At 33.9% G+C, this 15,709-nt stretch carries 19 protein-coding genes; 8 read left to right on the top strand and 11 right to left on the bottom strand.

Annotation, left to right across the window (positions count from 1 at the left end; genetic code table 11):
* Positions 1 to 52 precede the first annotated feature (52 nt).
* The gene (gene tamL, locus BUR19_RS03455) at positions 53 to 2,650 is read right to left on the bottom strand and encodes a translocation and assembly module lipoprotein TamL (protein WP_083600631.1); all 2,598 of its coding nucleotides are present in this window, start codon (positions 2,648 to 2,650) and stop codon (positions 53 to 55) included.
* Here tamL and BUR19_RS03450 point away from each other — a divergent pair.
* Positions 2,636 to 3,364 carry a TrmH family RNA methyltransferase gene (locus BUR19_RS03450; protein WP_074233520.1) on the top strand — a complete coding sequence of 243 codons (729 nt, stop codon included), beginning with the start codon at positions 2,636 to 2,638 and terminating at the stop codon, positions 3,362 to 3,364. The genes tamL and BUR19_RS03450 overlap by 15 nt on opposite strands.
* A 16-nt stretch (positions 3,365 to 3,380) precedes the next feature.
* On the opposite strand, the gene BUR19_RS03445 is transcribed toward BUR19_RS03450, so the two are convergent.
* The 5 genes from BUR19_RS03445 to porQ form a co-directional block, all read right to left on the bottom strand.
* Entirely contained in the window at positions 3,381 to 3,875 is a 495-nt protein-coding gene (locus BUR19_RS03445; RefSeq protein WP_074233519.1) for a hypothetical protein, read from the bottom strand.
* Between the two features lie 2 nt (positions 3,876 to 3,877).
* Positions 3,878 to 4,186 (bottom strand): phage holin family protein, encoded by a 309-nt coding sequence (locus BUR19_RS03440; protein ID WP_074233518.1) that lies wholly within the window; start codon positions 4,184 to 4,186, stop codon positions 3,878 to 3,880.
* A 90-nt stretch (positions 4,187 to 4,276) separates the two neighbouring features.
* On the bottom strand, positions 4,277 to 4,654 hold the full coding sequence (locus BUR19_RS03435) for a YtxH domain-containing protein (RefSeq protein WP_074233517.1): 378 nt from the start codon (positions 4,652 to 4,654) through the stop codon (positions 4,277 to 4,279).
* Between the two features lie 93 nt (positions 4,655 to 4,747).
* Positions 4,748 to 5,425, bottom strand: coding sequence for a (d)CMP kinase (gene cmk / locus BUR19_RS03430; RefSeq protein ID WP_074233516.1), 678 nt, complete (start codon positions 5,423 to 5,425; stop codon positions 4,748 to 4,750).
* A gap of 68 nt (positions 5,426 to 5,493) precedes the next feature.
* A complete protein-coding gene (gene porQ, locus BUR19_RS03425) occupies positions 5,494 to 6,492 on the bottom strand; it encodes a type IX secretion system protein PorQ (protein ID WP_379955510.1) in 999 nt (332 codons plus the stop codon).
* Positions 6,493 to 6,639: 147 nt separating this feature from the next.
* On the opposite strand from porQ, the gene pyrH reads away from it, so the two are divergent.
* Both pyrH and frr read left to right on the top strand, forming a co-directional pair.
* Complete coding sequence (gene pyrH / locus BUR19_RS03420; RefSeq protein ID WP_027383816.1) at positions 6,640 to 7,347, top strand: UMP kinase; 708 nt, start codon at positions 6,640 to 6,642, stop codon at positions 7,345 to 7,347.
* 107 nt (positions 7,348 to 7,454) lie between these two features.
* A complete protein-coding gene (gene frr, locus BUR19_RS03415; RefSeq protein ID WP_074233515.1) occupies positions 7,455 to 8,009 on the top strand; it encodes a ribosome recycling factor in 555 nt (184 codons plus the stop codon).
* A 217-nt stretch (positions 8,010 to 8,226) separates the two neighbouring features.
* On the opposite strand, the gene BUR19_RS03410 is transcribed toward frr, so the two are convergent.
* Both BUR19_RS03410 and BUR19_RS03405 read right to left on the bottom strand, forming a co-directional pair.
* Complete coding sequence (locus tag BUR19_RS03410; protein ID WP_074233514.1) at positions 8,227 to 8,442, bottom strand: hypothetical protein; 216 nt, start codon at positions 8,440 to 8,442, stop codon at positions 8,227 to 8,229.
* 309 nt (positions 8,443 to 8,751) lie between these two features.
* Positions 8,752 to 8,991 (bottom strand): hypothetical protein, encoded by a 240-nt coding sequence (locus BUR19_RS03405; protein ID WP_074233513.1) that lies wholly within the window; start codon positions 8,989 to 8,991, stop codon positions 8,752 to 8,754.
* Positions 8,992 to 9,057: 66 nt separating this feature from the next.
* Between BUR19_RS03405 and BUR19_RS03400 the strand changes: the two genes are divergently transcribed.
* On the top strand, positions 9,058 to 9,537 hold the full coding sequence (locus BUR19_RS03400) for a hypothetical protein (protein ID WP_139297251.1): 480 nt from the start codon (positions 9,058 to 9,060) through the stop codon (positions 9,535 to 9,537).
* A 91-nt stretch (positions 9,538 to 9,628) separates the two neighbouring features.
* Here the strand turns inward: BUR19_RS03400 and BUR19_RS03395 are convergent, their stop codons facing one another.
* The 3 genes from BUR19_RS03395 to BUR19_RS03385 form a co-directional block, all read right to left on the bottom strand.
* Positions 9,629 to 12,175, bottom strand: a complete 2,547-nt coding sequence (locus BUR19_RS03395) for a phosphoenolpyruvate carboxylase (RefSeq protein WP_074233511.1) — start codon at positions 12,173 to 12,175, stop codon at positions 9,629 to 9,631.
* 69 nt (positions 12,176 to 12,244) lie between these two features.
* On the bottom strand, positions 12,245 to 12,685 hold the full coding sequence (locus BUR19_RS03390) for an HRDC domain-containing protein (protein ID WP_074233510.1): 441 nt from the start codon (positions 12,683 to 12,685) through the stop codon (positions 12,245 to 12,247).
* A 59-nt stretch (positions 12,686 to 12,744) separates the two neighbouring features.
* Positions 12,745 to 13,080, bottom strand: a complete 336-nt coding sequence (locus BUR19_RS03385) for a single-stranded DNA-binding protein (RefSeq protein WP_074233509.1) — start codon at positions 13,078 to 13,080, stop codon at positions 12,745 to 12,747.
* 184 nt (positions 13,081 to 13,264) lie between these two features.
* On the opposite strand from BUR19_RS03385, the gene BUR19_RS03380 reads away from it, so the two are divergent.
* The 4 genes from BUR19_RS03380 to BUR19_RS03365 are packed head-to-tail and all read left to right on the top strand — an operon-like array spanning position 13,265 to position 15,655.
* Positions 13,265 to 13,798 (top strand): hypothetical protein, encoded by a 534-nt coding sequence (locus BUR19_RS03380; protein WP_074233508.1) that lies wholly within the window; start codon positions 13,265 to 13,267, stop codon positions 13,796 to 13,798.
* 43 nt (positions 13,799 to 13,841) lie between these two features.
* Entirely contained in the window at positions 13,842 to 14,195 is a 354-nt protein-coding gene (locus BUR19_RS03375; protein WP_074233507.1) for a DUF2116 family Zn-ribbon domain-containing protein, read from the top strand.
* 2 nt (positions 14,196 to 14,197) lie between these two features.
* Entirely contained in the window at positions 14,198 to 15,283 is a 1,086-nt protein-coding gene (locus BUR19_RS03370) for an MBL fold metallo-hydrolase (RefSeq protein WP_074233506.1), read from the top strand.
* A 33-nt stretch (positions 15,284 to 15,316) separates the two neighbouring features.
* A complete protein-coding gene (locus BUR19_RS03365; RefSeq protein ID WP_074233505.1) occupies positions 15,317 to 15,655 on the top strand; it encodes a hypothetical protein in 339 nt (112 codons plus the stop codon).
* Positions 15,656 to 15,709: the final 54 nt, after the last annotated feature.

The following is a 15,709-nucleotide window of genomic DNA, read 5'->3' as shown; positions in this document are numbered from 1 at the left end:
ATAATATAATTAAAATAAATTTGAGCCAGCGCATTTTTTATGAAATAATGATTTAGAAAGGATATCCGATTGCAAAATTGACAGTTGGTTGCAGAGGTTTAATTTCATCTATAACCCAACGGCTTCCTTTTGGACGGTTAGGATCGTGCATTTTGTAAGCGAAATCAAGTCTCAGATTGACATAAGCAATATTCATCCTGATTCCGAAACCACTACCAACTCCCATTTGAGAAATGAATTTTTTGAATTTGAATTGATCGCCGTAACCGTTATCTTTTAATCCCCAAATATTCCCGGCATCTGTAAAAAGGGCAGCTTCAAACATATTAGTCAAAGGCAAACGATATTCTACACTGGTTGTCAGTTTCACATTGTCCATAGCATAGGAACGGACTCTTTCATCTAACTGAGAATCTGCCGGACCCAAACCTCCAAATGCAACCCAAGCTCTGATATCGTTGGCTCCACCGTTGAAATAAGAACGAATGAAGGGCATTGTTGATGAATTACCATAAGGAATCCCGACTCCAACAAGCTGTCTAAATGCTAATGTATGTGGTTTAACTCTGTCGTTGAAAAATGTAAAATATTTTTTGAAATCGAAATCAAATTTGATAAACTGAGAATACGGAATTTTGAATATCGTTTTAGAGTTACCCGACACTACTCCATCTTCTTTTTCTTTATGAGTCAAAAGACTAAGTGTGTTACCTGCAAACTCTACTTTGCCACTGAAAAATATTGGGTTGGTGTATTCTTTTTTTCCAATCTCGTTATAAGTGAAATTATAAATGATTGAAGAAATAATAACATCTTGTGTCTGTCTATCTTTATTAAGCAAAGACTGCCTGAATGCATTCAGAATATCTTGATCACCAGCCGGAATCGACGCTAAAAACGCCTGATCATTCACAATCATTCTGGAAATCTGATCATATGAATAATTATTAGCATTCACATCCGGATAAACATCTTCATACCAACCAAAAACAGCCTGTCTTATGACGTCTTCAGCAGGAAAATATTCGTAATAACGGTCTTTATTTTGAGTTAAACTTAATTGAGTATTAAATAAAGTCAATCTATGCTGAATTCTTCCTTCATCAACATTCGCTGAATAATTAAGCCCCGCATTGAAGTTGATTCTCCCCAAACCAATGTTATTCTGAACAGATGCTCCCAGGTTGATACTGGTAATCGGCGAATATCTCTTCGGAATTACTTTATAATACTTTTTAAAAGGAACCAACAATCTTGGAAACTGTAGCGATGCCTGAGCAGATAATTCATAAGCATTAAAAATTGCATCCGGATTTTTAGGATCTTTAGTTGTTCCTATTACACCTGAAAAACTTGTCACAAGGTTCTCTGCGCCTCCAAAAACATTTCTTGTTGTCAAATCTACAGAAGGGGAAAAACCGAAATTCAGAATCTGAGAATAATGGATATCTGTTGCAATATTGAACTCATATTTTGGCAAAGGTCTCAGAACATATTCAACATCTATAATACTGTCTCTTTCCGCAGCGGTTCCTTCTTTACGTAGAAAATCAGCAGCTTTAAGAATTGTAAAATTATTCATTGAAATCAGATTTCTTCTTGTGAGATCAAGATTTGATTGTTTGTAAATGTCACCAGGTTTCAGGATAATTGGCAACCAAAGTGCATTCGCTTTATAAGAGCTATCTCTTCTAAAAATATTGATTCCCCGGATACTGTCCTTCAACGGAAGTTTATCTGCATTATTCAAATTACCGGCAACAGAAACTGTAATTTTTCCAATGGTGGCTTTTCTGTAAGGTGTTCCTATAGAATCCTTAATAATGTTCATTACCAAAGGAACATTTTTTCGGCTTTGCAAGGAATCAGCAACGAAATAAATATCCTGATTGTCATTATTGAATTTATAATAACCCTCTTCTTTCATCAAATCATTAATCCTTGTAATTTCTTTTTCCAAAACCGTTTCATCCAGAATTTGTCCTTTTCTGACAAGACTTTTGGTCAATTGAGACTCGTAGATACTTCTGACATTCTGATCCGGAATATTATAGAAATAATCCTTGGTATAAGTCGGATCTTTATGAGTAATAATGTAATCAACTTCTGCCTTTTTACCAGCAGAATCTCTTTTTACATTAGTTGTAACTTGAGCATCCCAATAACCACGATTAATCAATCTGTTATTAATACTTTTCGCACTTTGTTTCGTTTTTGCGTCGCTATAAATCACGGGAGCTTCTCCAACAGTATGGAAGAATCGATTCCAAAACAAATTTCGCCCGACAAATTCCGGATGATCAAACTTCTTAAAAAGTGAATCCCTCAGCTTTTGATTTCTCATTTCGCTGGGATAGGTCATATACTCTTTCAGAATTGTATCGTATTTAGGATTTGCCATATTATAAAGACCAACTCCTAAAGGAAGAACCAAAAGTGTTTTTTTATTAGGTTTCTGTGCTACAAGATCAGGGATTTCGTCTGAGAAAATTTTACCGTCTGTATATTGGAATTTGTTGGCTGTCAACAGATACTCACCGTCAGGAACTTTTTTCGTTACATTACATGCGTACAAAAACACACTGAAAATTGCGGAGTAATAAAATATATGATATTTTTGAAAATATTTGTTGATATGCTTACGGCTCATACTATAAAGACTATACAATCTCTGGACAAAAAGAAATACAGGCAAAAATACAATTTGTTTTTAGTTGAAGGTAATAAAATCATAAAAGAACTACCAAATTCTGATTACGAAATTACCGACCTGTATTCCATTGATCCCGAGGTATTAAATATAAAAACGGCAAACGAAACAAAAATCTTGCCCGCTGAACTCAAAAAAATCAGCTTTTTACAAACTCCGAAAGATTCTGTAGCAGTTTGCAAGATTCCAGAAAATAAAGTTCTGAAAGATGTTTCAATTCAATTGGTTTTGGACGGAATTCAGGATCCCGGAAACCTGGGAACGATCATCAGATTGGCAGACTGGTTTGGGATAGAACAGATTATTTGCAGTAATGATACTGTAGATGTTTATAATCCCAAAGTGATACAAGCAACGATGGGTTCTTTCCTAAGAGTTAATGTTTGTTATGTAGATTTGGAAGATTATCTGTCAACTTACGAGCATCCAATCCTTGGAACCGATATGGATGGAGAGAATATTTATAAAACCGAATTTCCTGAAAAATTCTCTTTAGTTTTTGGAAACGAAGGCAATGGACTGAGACCTTCTACAGAAAATCTGATTACTAAAATGATTACCATCCCGAGATTTGGGAAAAATCAATCCACAGAAAGTTTGAATGTTTCTATGTCAACAGGAATCATTTTGGGAGAAATATTCTCTAAAAAATAAAAAAATTGATTTATAACTAAATCAATTTTTCTAAGCTTTTCGCCGTTTTATTTCTCTGGAACTCATCCAGTTTTTTTCGTGCAAATCTAAGGGCATAAGGTGCTACATAAATCAATGCAAGCCCCAATACTTTTCTTTTCCAGTTTTTATTCATCACGCTTTTTTTTGCAAAATTTCCTACCAAAGATACAACTCCCATTTTAATTGTGGTTTCCAATAATCCGGAAGATAAACTATCGTTAGCCAAACTCATCACATTTTTTTTGGAAGCAGATTCTTTTAAACCAGACGATATTTCCCGCATTATATTTTGCGTATCCAGAGAAAGCTCGTTCTCACCTTCTGCATTTTGAGTTTCTTTTAAATATTTATCGGTAAAACCGTGCGTCAAAACTCCCAGACTTTCTTTTTTACTTTTGAAGGTCAGAATATCTTCCAACTCTCCAATCTCCTTTTTAAGAAGTCTTTTTTCACTTCTCAACTCATCTAAGTTAGTATATTTAGTCGCCATAATTATTTTTTTAAGAAGTCAATAACTTGGTTTGCTACAACGGTTACAATTTTTTTCTTCATCAGGAAAACGATTATCATCAACACAAAATAGAATCCTGCAACAATCAAAAATCCGTGTGCAGCATTACCTAAAGATTGTCCAATGAGAAATGCAATTCCGAAATTGAATAAGATAATAAAAAAAGAAAATGCAATTAATAATATAGATAGAAACGCAATAATTCCCGCTGAAAGTGACGATTTTTCCGTGAACTGGAGTTTGATCAGATCCAGACGTTTGGTCGTATAATCTTTTATAATATCAATCATAAGAATCTTATTAGTTTTAAAATTACACAATTATTTACAAAAAAAGGAATTTAGAAACTAAATTCCTTTTTATAACTATATCAGATTAGGCTATTTCAAACCATCTAATTCTGTTTCTACATCTTTTACAACGTCAGAAGTTTTGGAAACAATCTGATCTTTGTACTTATCATAACTGTCTTTAACAGTAGAAGCTACATTTTGAGCTGTTTCTTTGAAAGTAGAAGAAAGAGATTGATACTTATCTTTTACATTGTGAGAAACATCAGAATAAGCATCTCTCACTTTTTCAGAAGTTTTACCATATTCATCTACAGCTTTATCCTTCAAGTCGTTTGCTTTTTCTCTGATTTTTTTTCTGGTTTCTTTACCTTCTTCTGGAGCATAAAGTAATCCTAATATAACTCCTGTTGCAGCTCCTGCTAACAATGCTGCTAACACAGCTGCTGAATTTGATTTTTTTGACATTATTTATAATTTTTAGTTTATTGTAAATTCGATTTGATGATTCTAAATTTACAACTAAAATGCCAAAGAAAAAATAAAGGTATTAAAATTTTGTTAAAACTTTTTGATATAGGACAAAATCAGTTCAATCGTTTCTTCTTTGTTGATATTGGTGTTATCAATCAAAATAGCGTCATCGGCTTGTTTCAGAGGAGAAACTTCTCTTTCGCTATCTATTTTGTCACGAGAGATTAGGTTTTGTTTCACAGTTTCCACATCTGTCTTTTCACCTGCCAGTTCCAATTCAAGAAAACGTCTTCTGACACGCTCATCCTGACTTGCTGTCATAAAAAATTTGTAATCCGCATTAGGAAGGACAACTGTTCCGATATCTCTGCCATCCATTATCACACCGCCTTTTTCAGCAATATCTCTTTGAGTCTTCAGCAGAAAATTACGGACATCGGCTTCTTTCGCAACCTGACTTACATTATCAGAAACCTGAGGAAAACGGATTTCTTTATCAATATTTTTTCCATTAAGAAACAGAATCAGTTCTCCATCAATATTTTGAAATTCTAAATTGATTTTAGGAAGAGAAGAAATTAATTTTTGCAAATCAATATTACCATCATTATCTGCACAATTCTGAATAGCATAAAAAGTAATACCTCTGTAAAGCGCGCCTGTATCCATATGGATAAGACCTAATCTTTTGGCGATGATTTTAGAAATCGAACTTTTTCCTGTGGATGAAAAGCCATCGATAGCAATTACCGGTTTTTTTGTCATACTGCAAATGTAATGAGTATGTCAAAAAAATAAAAATTAAATATTGAAGAAAATTAAAGTAAAGAATTCTATCTCCTGTTTCCGCCAAGTTCTATCAAATCCATTGTAAGACCCAACATATTGACATTGGAAGCATTGTGATAACGCATATGGGAATAATCAAACCGGAAAGAAGAAATCTTCAAACTAAAACCTGCAGACAAACCTGTAAAACTTCTTTGATCCAACACTGCCAGTTCTCCTCCTCTCTTGACATTATATCCGAATCTGATATTGAAAGCCTGACCAGGAAATAATTCTGCACCCAAAGAAATATGATCCAAAACTTTTCTCCCGAATTTGGTAGGTTGTCCATTAATATCTGTTTCTGCAGAGATATTAAATTGCTGAAGATCGTGCGCTGTAATAGTTAATGCAGCTGGAAATTCGTCCAAAATTTTAGTGTAACCAAGATCCACACGGAAAGGTAATCTTTCTCTTACACCGTTATATGGTTTGATTTGATATCCAAAATTCCTAAAAACCAAGGCTAAGGTTTCATTGGTTTTGTCAAAATGATAAGTAACTCCTGCGCTTGCCGTAACAGCAGATGACGTGTATGTATCAATCTTTGAGGTTACGAAATTCCCATTGATTCCAATCGTGAAATTATCTTCAAACTGATAAGCATAACCAAGTCCGACAGAAGCATCCATCGCAGAAAAATCACCATTAACAATAGAATTCTCATCCGTTCTTGGCATACTTCCGTAATCCATATATCTTGCACTGAATGATGCTAAATGTCCTTCACCTAAATCACGAACATAATTGACACTTCCAATTTTGGTATCAGCTAAATATGACGCATAATTGACGGATAACATTTTATCCATTGCAAGATTCATAAGAGCCGGATTGGCTGCTGTAAAATTGACATCATAATCCCGAACAGAAATAGCATCTCCCAAAACTGCCTGCCTTGGAGAAATCGGAATATTAAGAAACTGATAAACCGAGGTTCCCGTTTGAGAGAAAACCACACTGGAAATTGCGATAAAAAAAAGATTGTAAAACTTCTTCAACACTGTCTTTTGGCTTTGCAAAAATAATCTATTTTGATGCGTATCAAAATTTTTGGACTACTATCTTTTTCATTAACGTAATTCTTTTGCTTTCATTATATTTGCACAGTCAAAATTTGAAATAAAAATCAAAAAGTAATTACAAGCTAAATGAAATATAAAAGAATCCTTCTGAAATTGAGTGGTGAAGCACTTATGGGAGAACGCCAATACGGCATCGATAACGATAGACTGAAAGAGTATGCAGTCGAAATCAAAAAAGTAGTAGACAAAGGCTGCGAAGTAGCGATTGTTATCGGTGGTGGAAATATTTTCAGAGGATTAGCCGGCGCTGCAAAAGGAATGGACCGCGTTCAGGGAGATTATATGGGAATGCTTGCAACGGTTATCAACGGAATGGCTCTACAAGGCGCTTTGGAAGATGCCGGAATTATCACAAGATTGCAATCTGCCATCGAAATGGACAAAGTAGCTGAACCTTTCATCAAAAGAAAAGCCGTTCGTCATTTGGAAAAAGGACGTGTTGTAATCTTCGGAGCTGGAACTGGAAATCCATATTTCACGACAGATACTGCTGCAACACTTAGAGCAATCGAAATTGATGCAGATGTAATCTTAAAAGGAACCAGAGTGGACGGAATATACGACAGTGATCCTGAAAAAAATGCAGACGCCGTGAAATTCAACAGCCTATCTTTCGATGAGGTTTTTGAAAAAAATCTGAAAGTTATGGATATGACCGCTTTCACTTTGAGCCACGAGAACAAGTTACCAATCATCGTTTTTGATATGAACAAAGAAGGTAACCTGGAAAAACTGGTAGACGGAGAAAATATCGGAACCTTAGTTAACGTATAATTGATAATTAAATGAGTGATAAATGATATCAATATCGAATCATTTATCGTTTATAAATTATCATTTATGAATAAAATATGTGTCAATTATCAAATTTTAAATATACAATGGAAGAATTAGGACTCATTGTAGCATCGGTAAAGCAAGAGATGGATGCTGCAATCAAGCATTTGGATCACGCTTTTCAAAAGATTAGAGCAGGTCGTGCTTCTACAGCTATGGTACAGGATGTAATGGTAGAATATTACGGTGCACCTACTCCACTTAGTCAAGTTGCCAACGTTTCTGTGGTAGATGCAATGACGCTTTCTATCCAGCCTTGGGACAGAACAGCTTTGGGAGCAATTGGAAAAGGAATCGTAAACTCTAACCTTGGATTTGCACCGTCTAACAATGGTGATGTTATCATTATCAATGTTCCGCCTTTAACAGAGGACAGAAGACGCGAATTGGCAAAACAGGCAAAAGGAGAAACTGATCAGACAAAAGTAACCATCAGAAACGCAAGACAAGAAGGTAACAAAGAACTGAAAAGATTGGAAGGTGTTGCAGAAGACCTTATTAAAGGGGTTGAAAAAGACATCCAGGATTTGACAGATTCTTATGTTAAGAAAGCTGATGAACATTTGAAAGTAAAAGAAGCGGAAATCTTAAAAGTTTAAGTTTTCACTTTTATAAAGAATAAAGCCTCATTTCCTTAATTTGAAACGAGGCTTTTTTATTTCCTATTTTATTTTATCATAGATGAGTTTTGCAAAAGGTTCAGGGCAATCGCTCCGCCAAGACCTGCAAGTATTTTCTTGTATATAATAATTGAATTTTGATTTTAGTCCTACTTGCACAAATTGAGCCATTGCTAATTAAATACAATCATAGAATTTATTTAGTTGGAACATCCTGATGAAAATTATGATAAGTGATGTAAAGATCATAGAAATAGATATCCTCATTGATGTACTTTTTCAGAGCCTCCTTGTCAGCATAAGCTCCAGCATAAAAATAACGCTGTTCCAAATGTGGATTGTAGTTTTCTTTGGAAATTAATAAGGTTAATTTCAATGCTTCGTTCTTTTTCAAATGTAGTTCTATTGCCATAATTTTGTGATTTGGTATTAGCTACTTATCAGAATTTATGCCATCGTAGTCTAATCAATATTAATAAGATTATAACAAATACATTTTCAAATCATTGCTTTGTGAGGTTTTTTCTTTCCGAAGTATCTGTTATATTTACACAACACAATTCCATTAAGAAATGTCTAACTGATTTAAATCAATTGCCATACTTTGTATCGTTCTCAATTTAATTATTGGCAACTTGGCTTTATTGATGTTTCCTGATTTGGCAATCATTTATCGCCTCACTATTTCTTTCTTTATAATTATTCTTTACGGATTTTCATTTTATCGTTTACAACAAAATATAAAACAAAAATCAAAATGGCGACTCGCCGGTACTTCTATTCTTCTAAGTCTATTAGGAATGATGATCGCTTGTATTTTTACCTCAATTGGAACGCGCTTACCAATGGATAATATTGTAACAGCAGGCTTTAAAGGCATTATTCCAATGTTCGTTTTCGCCATTGTATTTGCTTCACCGTTTTGGATAATATTGGCAATGGTAAATTTCTTTTGTTTCAATTTTATTAAGGAGTAAAACAATGCAAAAGAATTATATTCGCAATCACAACTATAATTCTTCCATCAATGTATAAAAGATTCATCTATTGCATAATAGCACCAATTTTATTTTGGATTTCCGGTATTATGCTTGAAAAAAATGGTGATGAAAGAATCGTTCCTATTTTGATATTATTTGGAGCCATACTTTTTCCTTTACTTGCAGCAGGCTATAAACGAAACAAATTAGATTTAATAAAATATTTAGTAGTGAGTAACTTGGTTTTTTACTTGGCATCTATAAGCTATTGGTATAATGACAGAGTTACACCAACAATTTTCATAGGTGCTTTTTTAGGATCATTAGCATTTCAAAATATTACGAAATATATTTTTAAAGCTAAAATTTCTATAAAAATAATGTTTTGGGTATCCGTTTTAAGCGTTATAGCACTCATACCTTTTCAGTTGGATTGCAGAAATTATAGCAAACTTGGTTTTGCAGTTTTTCTTTGGATGATTATCAATTCTTTTCCTTTTAATCATCAAAGCAAAAATTTATTTTGAGTTATTAATGATAAAAAAAACTCTCAAATGATTGAGAGTTTTTTTTATATCGTCTTAGATCAATTTATGATTTATAACTCATAATTTACTCCTAAGCCGAGTTTCTACTAGCATTAATATTTCCAAACAAAGAACGCATCACAAGCTTCTCATAAGCCTCACGATCACCTTCTCCTTTTTGGATTTTGATTAAAGCATACTGTTGAATACTTAATAATGGAAGCACAATTTTTTCTCTAATCCTGATAGATTTTCTGTTAATAGGTTCTTCCTGCATAAGGATATTGTAACCAGTTAGCTCAAGCATCATTTCTTTAGACAAAGAGAATTCAGCGAAAAGAATATTCCAGAACTCACCGAATTTCTCATTATTTCTCATATAATAAGTCAATGGGAAATAAGTTTTGTTCATACTCATCATCGAGTTGAGAACTAGCGTTTTGAAGAAGTCCGAACCTTTATAAAGTTCTTTAATCTCATCAAATCTTCCTGCATCTTTCAAAGCCTTCAAAGCAGAGCCAAATCCGAAGAACCCAGGAACATTCTGTCTTAGCTGAGCCCAGGATCCCACAAACGGAATCGCTCGAAGATCTTCAAACTTCAGTTCAGAACCTGCTCCCCTCTTACTTGGTCGGCTTCCGATGTTGGTTCTACCGTAATATTCCAAAGTACTCATCTCTTGCAGATAAGGAACAAACATTGGATGTGCCTTCAAATCAGAATATTTACCATAACTGATATCTGCTAATTCTGAGATTAATTTTCTTTCGCCGTCATTCAAATCTTTTTTCACACTTTTGAAAACATCATTCTCAATCCCAGCTGTCAACAACTGTTCAAAATTGAATTTTGCCTGATCTTTATTACCAAAGACACTCGTAATAGTTTGCCCTTGTATCGTCAACTCAATTTGATTATTCGCAATCGTTTTTCCTTGCGAAGCATAGAAATCGTGGGTTTTTCCACCACCTCTCGCTGGCGGCCCACCTCTACCATCAAAGAAAACAACTTTCACTCCGTTTTCCTCAGAGATTTTTGTTAGTTTTTCCTTCGAAGTATAGATTTGCCAGTTCGCTTTCAGATAACCACCATCTTTGGTTCCGTCTGAGAAGCCAAGCATAATGATTTGTTTGTTGTTTCGTTTTTGCAGATGCTTCTTATAAATCGGATGATTGTACAAAGTTCTCATCACTTCTTCCGATCTGTCAAGACCTTCCATCGTTTCAAACAACGGAACTATATCGATGTTGATTTCATCATCCGCATAACCACAAAGTTTCATCATCGCATAAACATTCATCACATCTTTTACTTCATCCGAGTTGGAAATGATATAACGATGCATTCCACGCTCGCCATTACTCTCCTGAATTTTTTTGATATTATAGATACTTTTCAGAGTTTCACACGTCATTTCATCTTCAAAATCTTGTGGATTCAAAACCTGATTAGAATCAATCAAAAGCTGAATCTTTTCATCATCCGTTCTGGAATCTGCATTTCCATCTATTACTTTTTTGAAAATATCATCGATTACATTTTGATGAACTCTACTGTCCTGACGGATATCCAAAGTCGCAAAGTGAGTTCCGAAAATCTTCACTCGATCTCTGAAGTCATCCAACACATCTATGAAAAGTGCGTTATGTTCTTCTTTAAGAATTTTTTCTGCCTCATCCAGTTTTTTTACAATTTCATCAGCTGAGATTCGCGCCTCTTTTTGGAAGATGGAAGCATAAAGGTTTTTACTCAATTTATCCAAAACATCAGAAACACCACGGAAACTCAGTCTTCTTCTTACAATTTTAAGATGTCCATAATAATCTTTAAGAATAGAAATCCTCAATTCTTCAGCCACTTTCATAGTGATATCTGCCGTTACAAAAGGATTTCCATCCCGGTCTCCACCTGGCCAAAACCCTAACTGAATAATATCTGGGCTCGGCGTGAAATTAGATGTTCCGTAAACTTGTTTGATTTTTCTGTAAAGCTCTCCAATACTTTGATAATAAACATATCTCAGGTAATAAATGATGCTCATCGCCTCATCTAATGGCGTTGGTTTTTCTTTATTAACAAAAGGCGTTTTCCCCAATTGCTGAAGCAAGGTATCAATTTGCGTCACCGAATCATTAATGATGGCATCACGCAAATCGTGGATGATTCTCTGAACAGCATTTGGATAAAACTGAGTTGGGTGCGCCGTGAAGACAATCTTAATTCCAAAGTCATCCATCTTTTTTCGTATGGCTGTCAAATGATGTTCCTGATTGGCTCTGTCATAAAGATTCATAACTGTTCCAGAATCGGTTTCAGAGTGTAATTGTTGGAAAGCCGCATCCTCTATACTATCAAACAAAACCACTTGTCTTTCAATATATTGAATAATTTTGAACAACAATTCCAGTTTCTGATCTTCTGTTTGTAACCCGGTATGTTTCTGGAAAAACTCTTCCACAATTTCTTCCGGAGATTTCCCGACATTATAGCCATCTTTACTTTCTTCATAAAGAAAAGGAAGCAACATCCCGATATTCGTCATTTTATCATAAGGCAAACTCATGAAGAGTGAATTGTAGATTTGAAATTTATTTTCTACAATTTGCCTGAATTTTTCAATTTTTTGATCGTTTAGCATATAACAAAAATAAGAGATAAATCATAAAATCTATCCTTAGGAATGTTATTTTTATTGTAAATTTTACGTTTAAGCATTTTCCAAAACTTCGATGATTTCTATCCCAAATTTTTCGATTTTAGATTTCCCGATTCCATTTACATTTTCTAGGTCTTCCAGAGTGCAAGGTTTATGTCTTGCGATGGACATCAAATGCGTATTATGAAAAATAATATAAGGCGGAAGCTGATATTGTTTGGCTTTTTCGGCTCTCCAACTTTTTAATTTGTTATAAATAATCATTTCCTCTTGTGTTAACTCTTCTTCTGAGTGAACAATCGTTTTATTCGAATTTGGTTTGCCAGATTTCTCTCTATAACAAATTAAAATTGACCAATAATTGATTTCGTCCTCAATCAATTTTGTTTCCATACTAATCACTTCAAAGTTGGAAAAATAATCATTAACAGAATCCTCATCCATTTTCTGAAACTGATTGGAGATCCTGATTTTCAAAACTTTTACTTTCATAATATTCAATTTAAATATCAACCTCGACAAGGTTTTGACTTGCCAAGGTTTATCTGATATTATTTATTAGATCCTAAAAGAACGAGTTCTTCTATTTTGATTTCAGTCAAAAAGCGTTTTGTTCCATCTTTGTCATCGTACGACCTGTAAGTTAGTTTTCCTTCTACTGCTATTTCTTTACCTTTTGGGACATACTTTTCAAGAATATCCACCACTTTTCCAAAAGCAACGAGATTGTGCCATTGTGTTTCCTCTACTTTTTCACCTGCAGCATTAATATAATGATCACTTGTAGCAAGACTAACTGTTGCTTTTTTTGTACCGTTTTCGAAATTGAAAACCTCTACTTCTTTTCCTGTGTGACCAATAAGAGTCACTTTGTTTCTTAAAGACATAATATTAAATTTTTGAATTAAACTTTTAAAACCAAGCCGTGTTTTGTCTTTCGCTTGATTTCCTGATGCAAATATTCATCAAAAAGAAAACTGGATTCGGTTAAAAAGTATTTATATCCGTTTGTAATCGTTTGTAAATGGAAATGATTTTATAATTTTAGAGAGCATAATTTGATTTAATAAAATGAAATCTATAATAACATTTCTGGCTTTTAGCGTTTTAGCTTTCGGACAAAATTCAAAACCTGAACATAAAATCGGAGAAAAAATCCAAGGTAACTTTCTGGGAAATGGTAAAAAAGTAACAGCTTTTGTCATCAAAACTAAAGAAGCAACAGGAAATCCGATAGAAAACGGTACACCGGCAGAATTTGAAATTCGATTTTCTGATGCAAAATTAAAACCGATCAAAGCAGGCTGTTGCGAGATTATTCTCATTAACGAAGGTGATCTGAATGATGATGGGAGCGACGAAATCTCAATTTATCAAGCGCCGATGAATGGCTGCACTTACACAATGACAACCTATTCTTTCATCAAAGGAAACTGGATAAAAATTGTTCAGCCGTTTTTGATTCCAACCGGATGTGAAAGTATAAGTGAAAAGGATTTGCTGAACAGAGTTTTCAAGGAAAATATGGCAATCTATTTCTTGGAAAAAGATATGAGCACTGAGAATGGAAAATTAATTAAGAAAAAAGCAACGACTAATCATTAAATTTCTGAAATTTAGTAATTTAGATTAATTGATAAATACACAAATGGAAAATCTAACCTGCCCCGAATGTGGTGACAAAATCGTTGGAAGATCAGATAAAAAATTCTGTTCAGATGCTTGCCGAAATACCTTTAACAATAAGCAAAATAAAACGACAACCAATTATATGCGGAACATCAACAACAAGCTCCGCAAAAATTACCGCATACTTTCTGAACATAATTTTGAAGGAAAAACAAAAATCAATCGTCTTAAACTACAGAACGCCGGTTTTGATTTCGATTTTATCACACAAATCGTGACTTACAAGAACGGTTCGCAATACTTTTTCGTTTATGACCAAGGTTATAAGATCCTTGACAACGATTGGGTTTTAATAGTAAAAAAGACCGATTAATTATGATTCTTACTTTTCTAATTTTATTAGCTGCTTTGGCGATTTATATTTACAACCTTCCAGTTTTTGGTGGCAGTTTTTCCGGCAAACGATTGATCAGGATGAAACAATCGCCTAATTATAAAGATGGCGTTTTTCAGAACTTAAGTTATACTCCATCTCTTGCTGAAGGCTTTACAATGAGACAAGTTCTTTGGGAATTCATAACCGATAAAACTGAAAATAAAAAGCCTAAAAATCTTTTACCAACTCATAAAACCGATTTGAAAAATCAGCCGATAACTGAGAATTTCTTAGTTTGGATGGGACATTCGTCTTACTATTTTCAGTTGGATGGGAAGAGATTTTTAGTTGATCCTGTGTTCAGTGGAAATGCCTCGCCTATCCCGGGAACTACAAAAGCTTTTGATGGAACAGATATCTATTCAGCAGAAGATTTTCCGGAGATTGATTTTTTGATTATTTCACACGATCATTATGATCATTTGGATTACCAAACCGTGAAAAGCCTAAAACCTAAAATTAAGGAAATCATCTGTGGTCTGGGCGTAGGTTCACATTTAGAAAAATGGGGTTATGATGAAGAAAAAATCATCGAACTGGATTGGTATGAGGATGAAAATATTGCAAGTGGATTTAAGATAACTTCTACTCCTGCAAGACATTTTTCCGGACGAAGATTTAAAAGGAATAATACGCTTTGGTCATCTTATGTTTTAGAAACCCCAAACAAGAAAATTTTCTTAGGCGGCGATAGTGGTTATGATTTTCATTTTAAAGAAATTGGAGAAAAATTTGGTCCGTTTGACTGGGCAATTCTGGAGAATGGTCAATACAATGAAAAGTGGCGATATATTCATACTTTGCCGAAAGAATTGGTACAGGTTGCAGAAGATCTGAATGTGAGAAATGTTTTGCCCGTTCATTCTTCAAAATTTGCATTAGCACAACATTCCTGGAACGAACCTTTGCAGAAAGTTTTTGAAAACAGCAGGGGAAAAAATTTCAAAATAGCTACACCTATTATTGGCGAAAAATTGAACCTGAATGATGATTCTAAGGTTTATCCTGAATGGTGGAATTCTTAAAAATTATAATCTTAATTCATTTAAATTTGTAATATGGAAGAACTAAACGAAATAGAGCTGATTCTCATAGATAACTTAACAATAAAATATCCATCATTAAAATCTCATATTCCCCATCTAAAAGTTGCTGAGAGAAAACATAATAAAGATAATTTGATTGTCAATCTTATTTATTCGGATTTCAGTGGAGATTTTGACGATATTAATGCTTTATTCAGCAATGGAGAAAATATCGAAATTAAAGGTTTAAAAGAAGGTTTAAGTTATGTCATTGATGTCAGTAATGGCGAAATCACTTCGATAGAATTCAATACTTATAATGAAAAATGGGACGGAAAATTTGGTGATTATGAAATTGTAAAACCAGAATAAGTTTAAATATAAAACAAAAAAAGGATGAACAATGATGTTCATCCTTTTTTATTT

Source organism: Epilithonimonas zeae (assembly GCF_900141765.1).
In the GTDB taxonomy this organism is placed as follows: domain Bacteria; phylum Bacteroidota; class Bacteroidia; order Flavobacteriales; family Weeksellaceae; genus Epilithonimonas; species Epilithonimonas zeae.
This window is presented reverse-complemented; position numbering and strand designations above follow the sequence as displayed.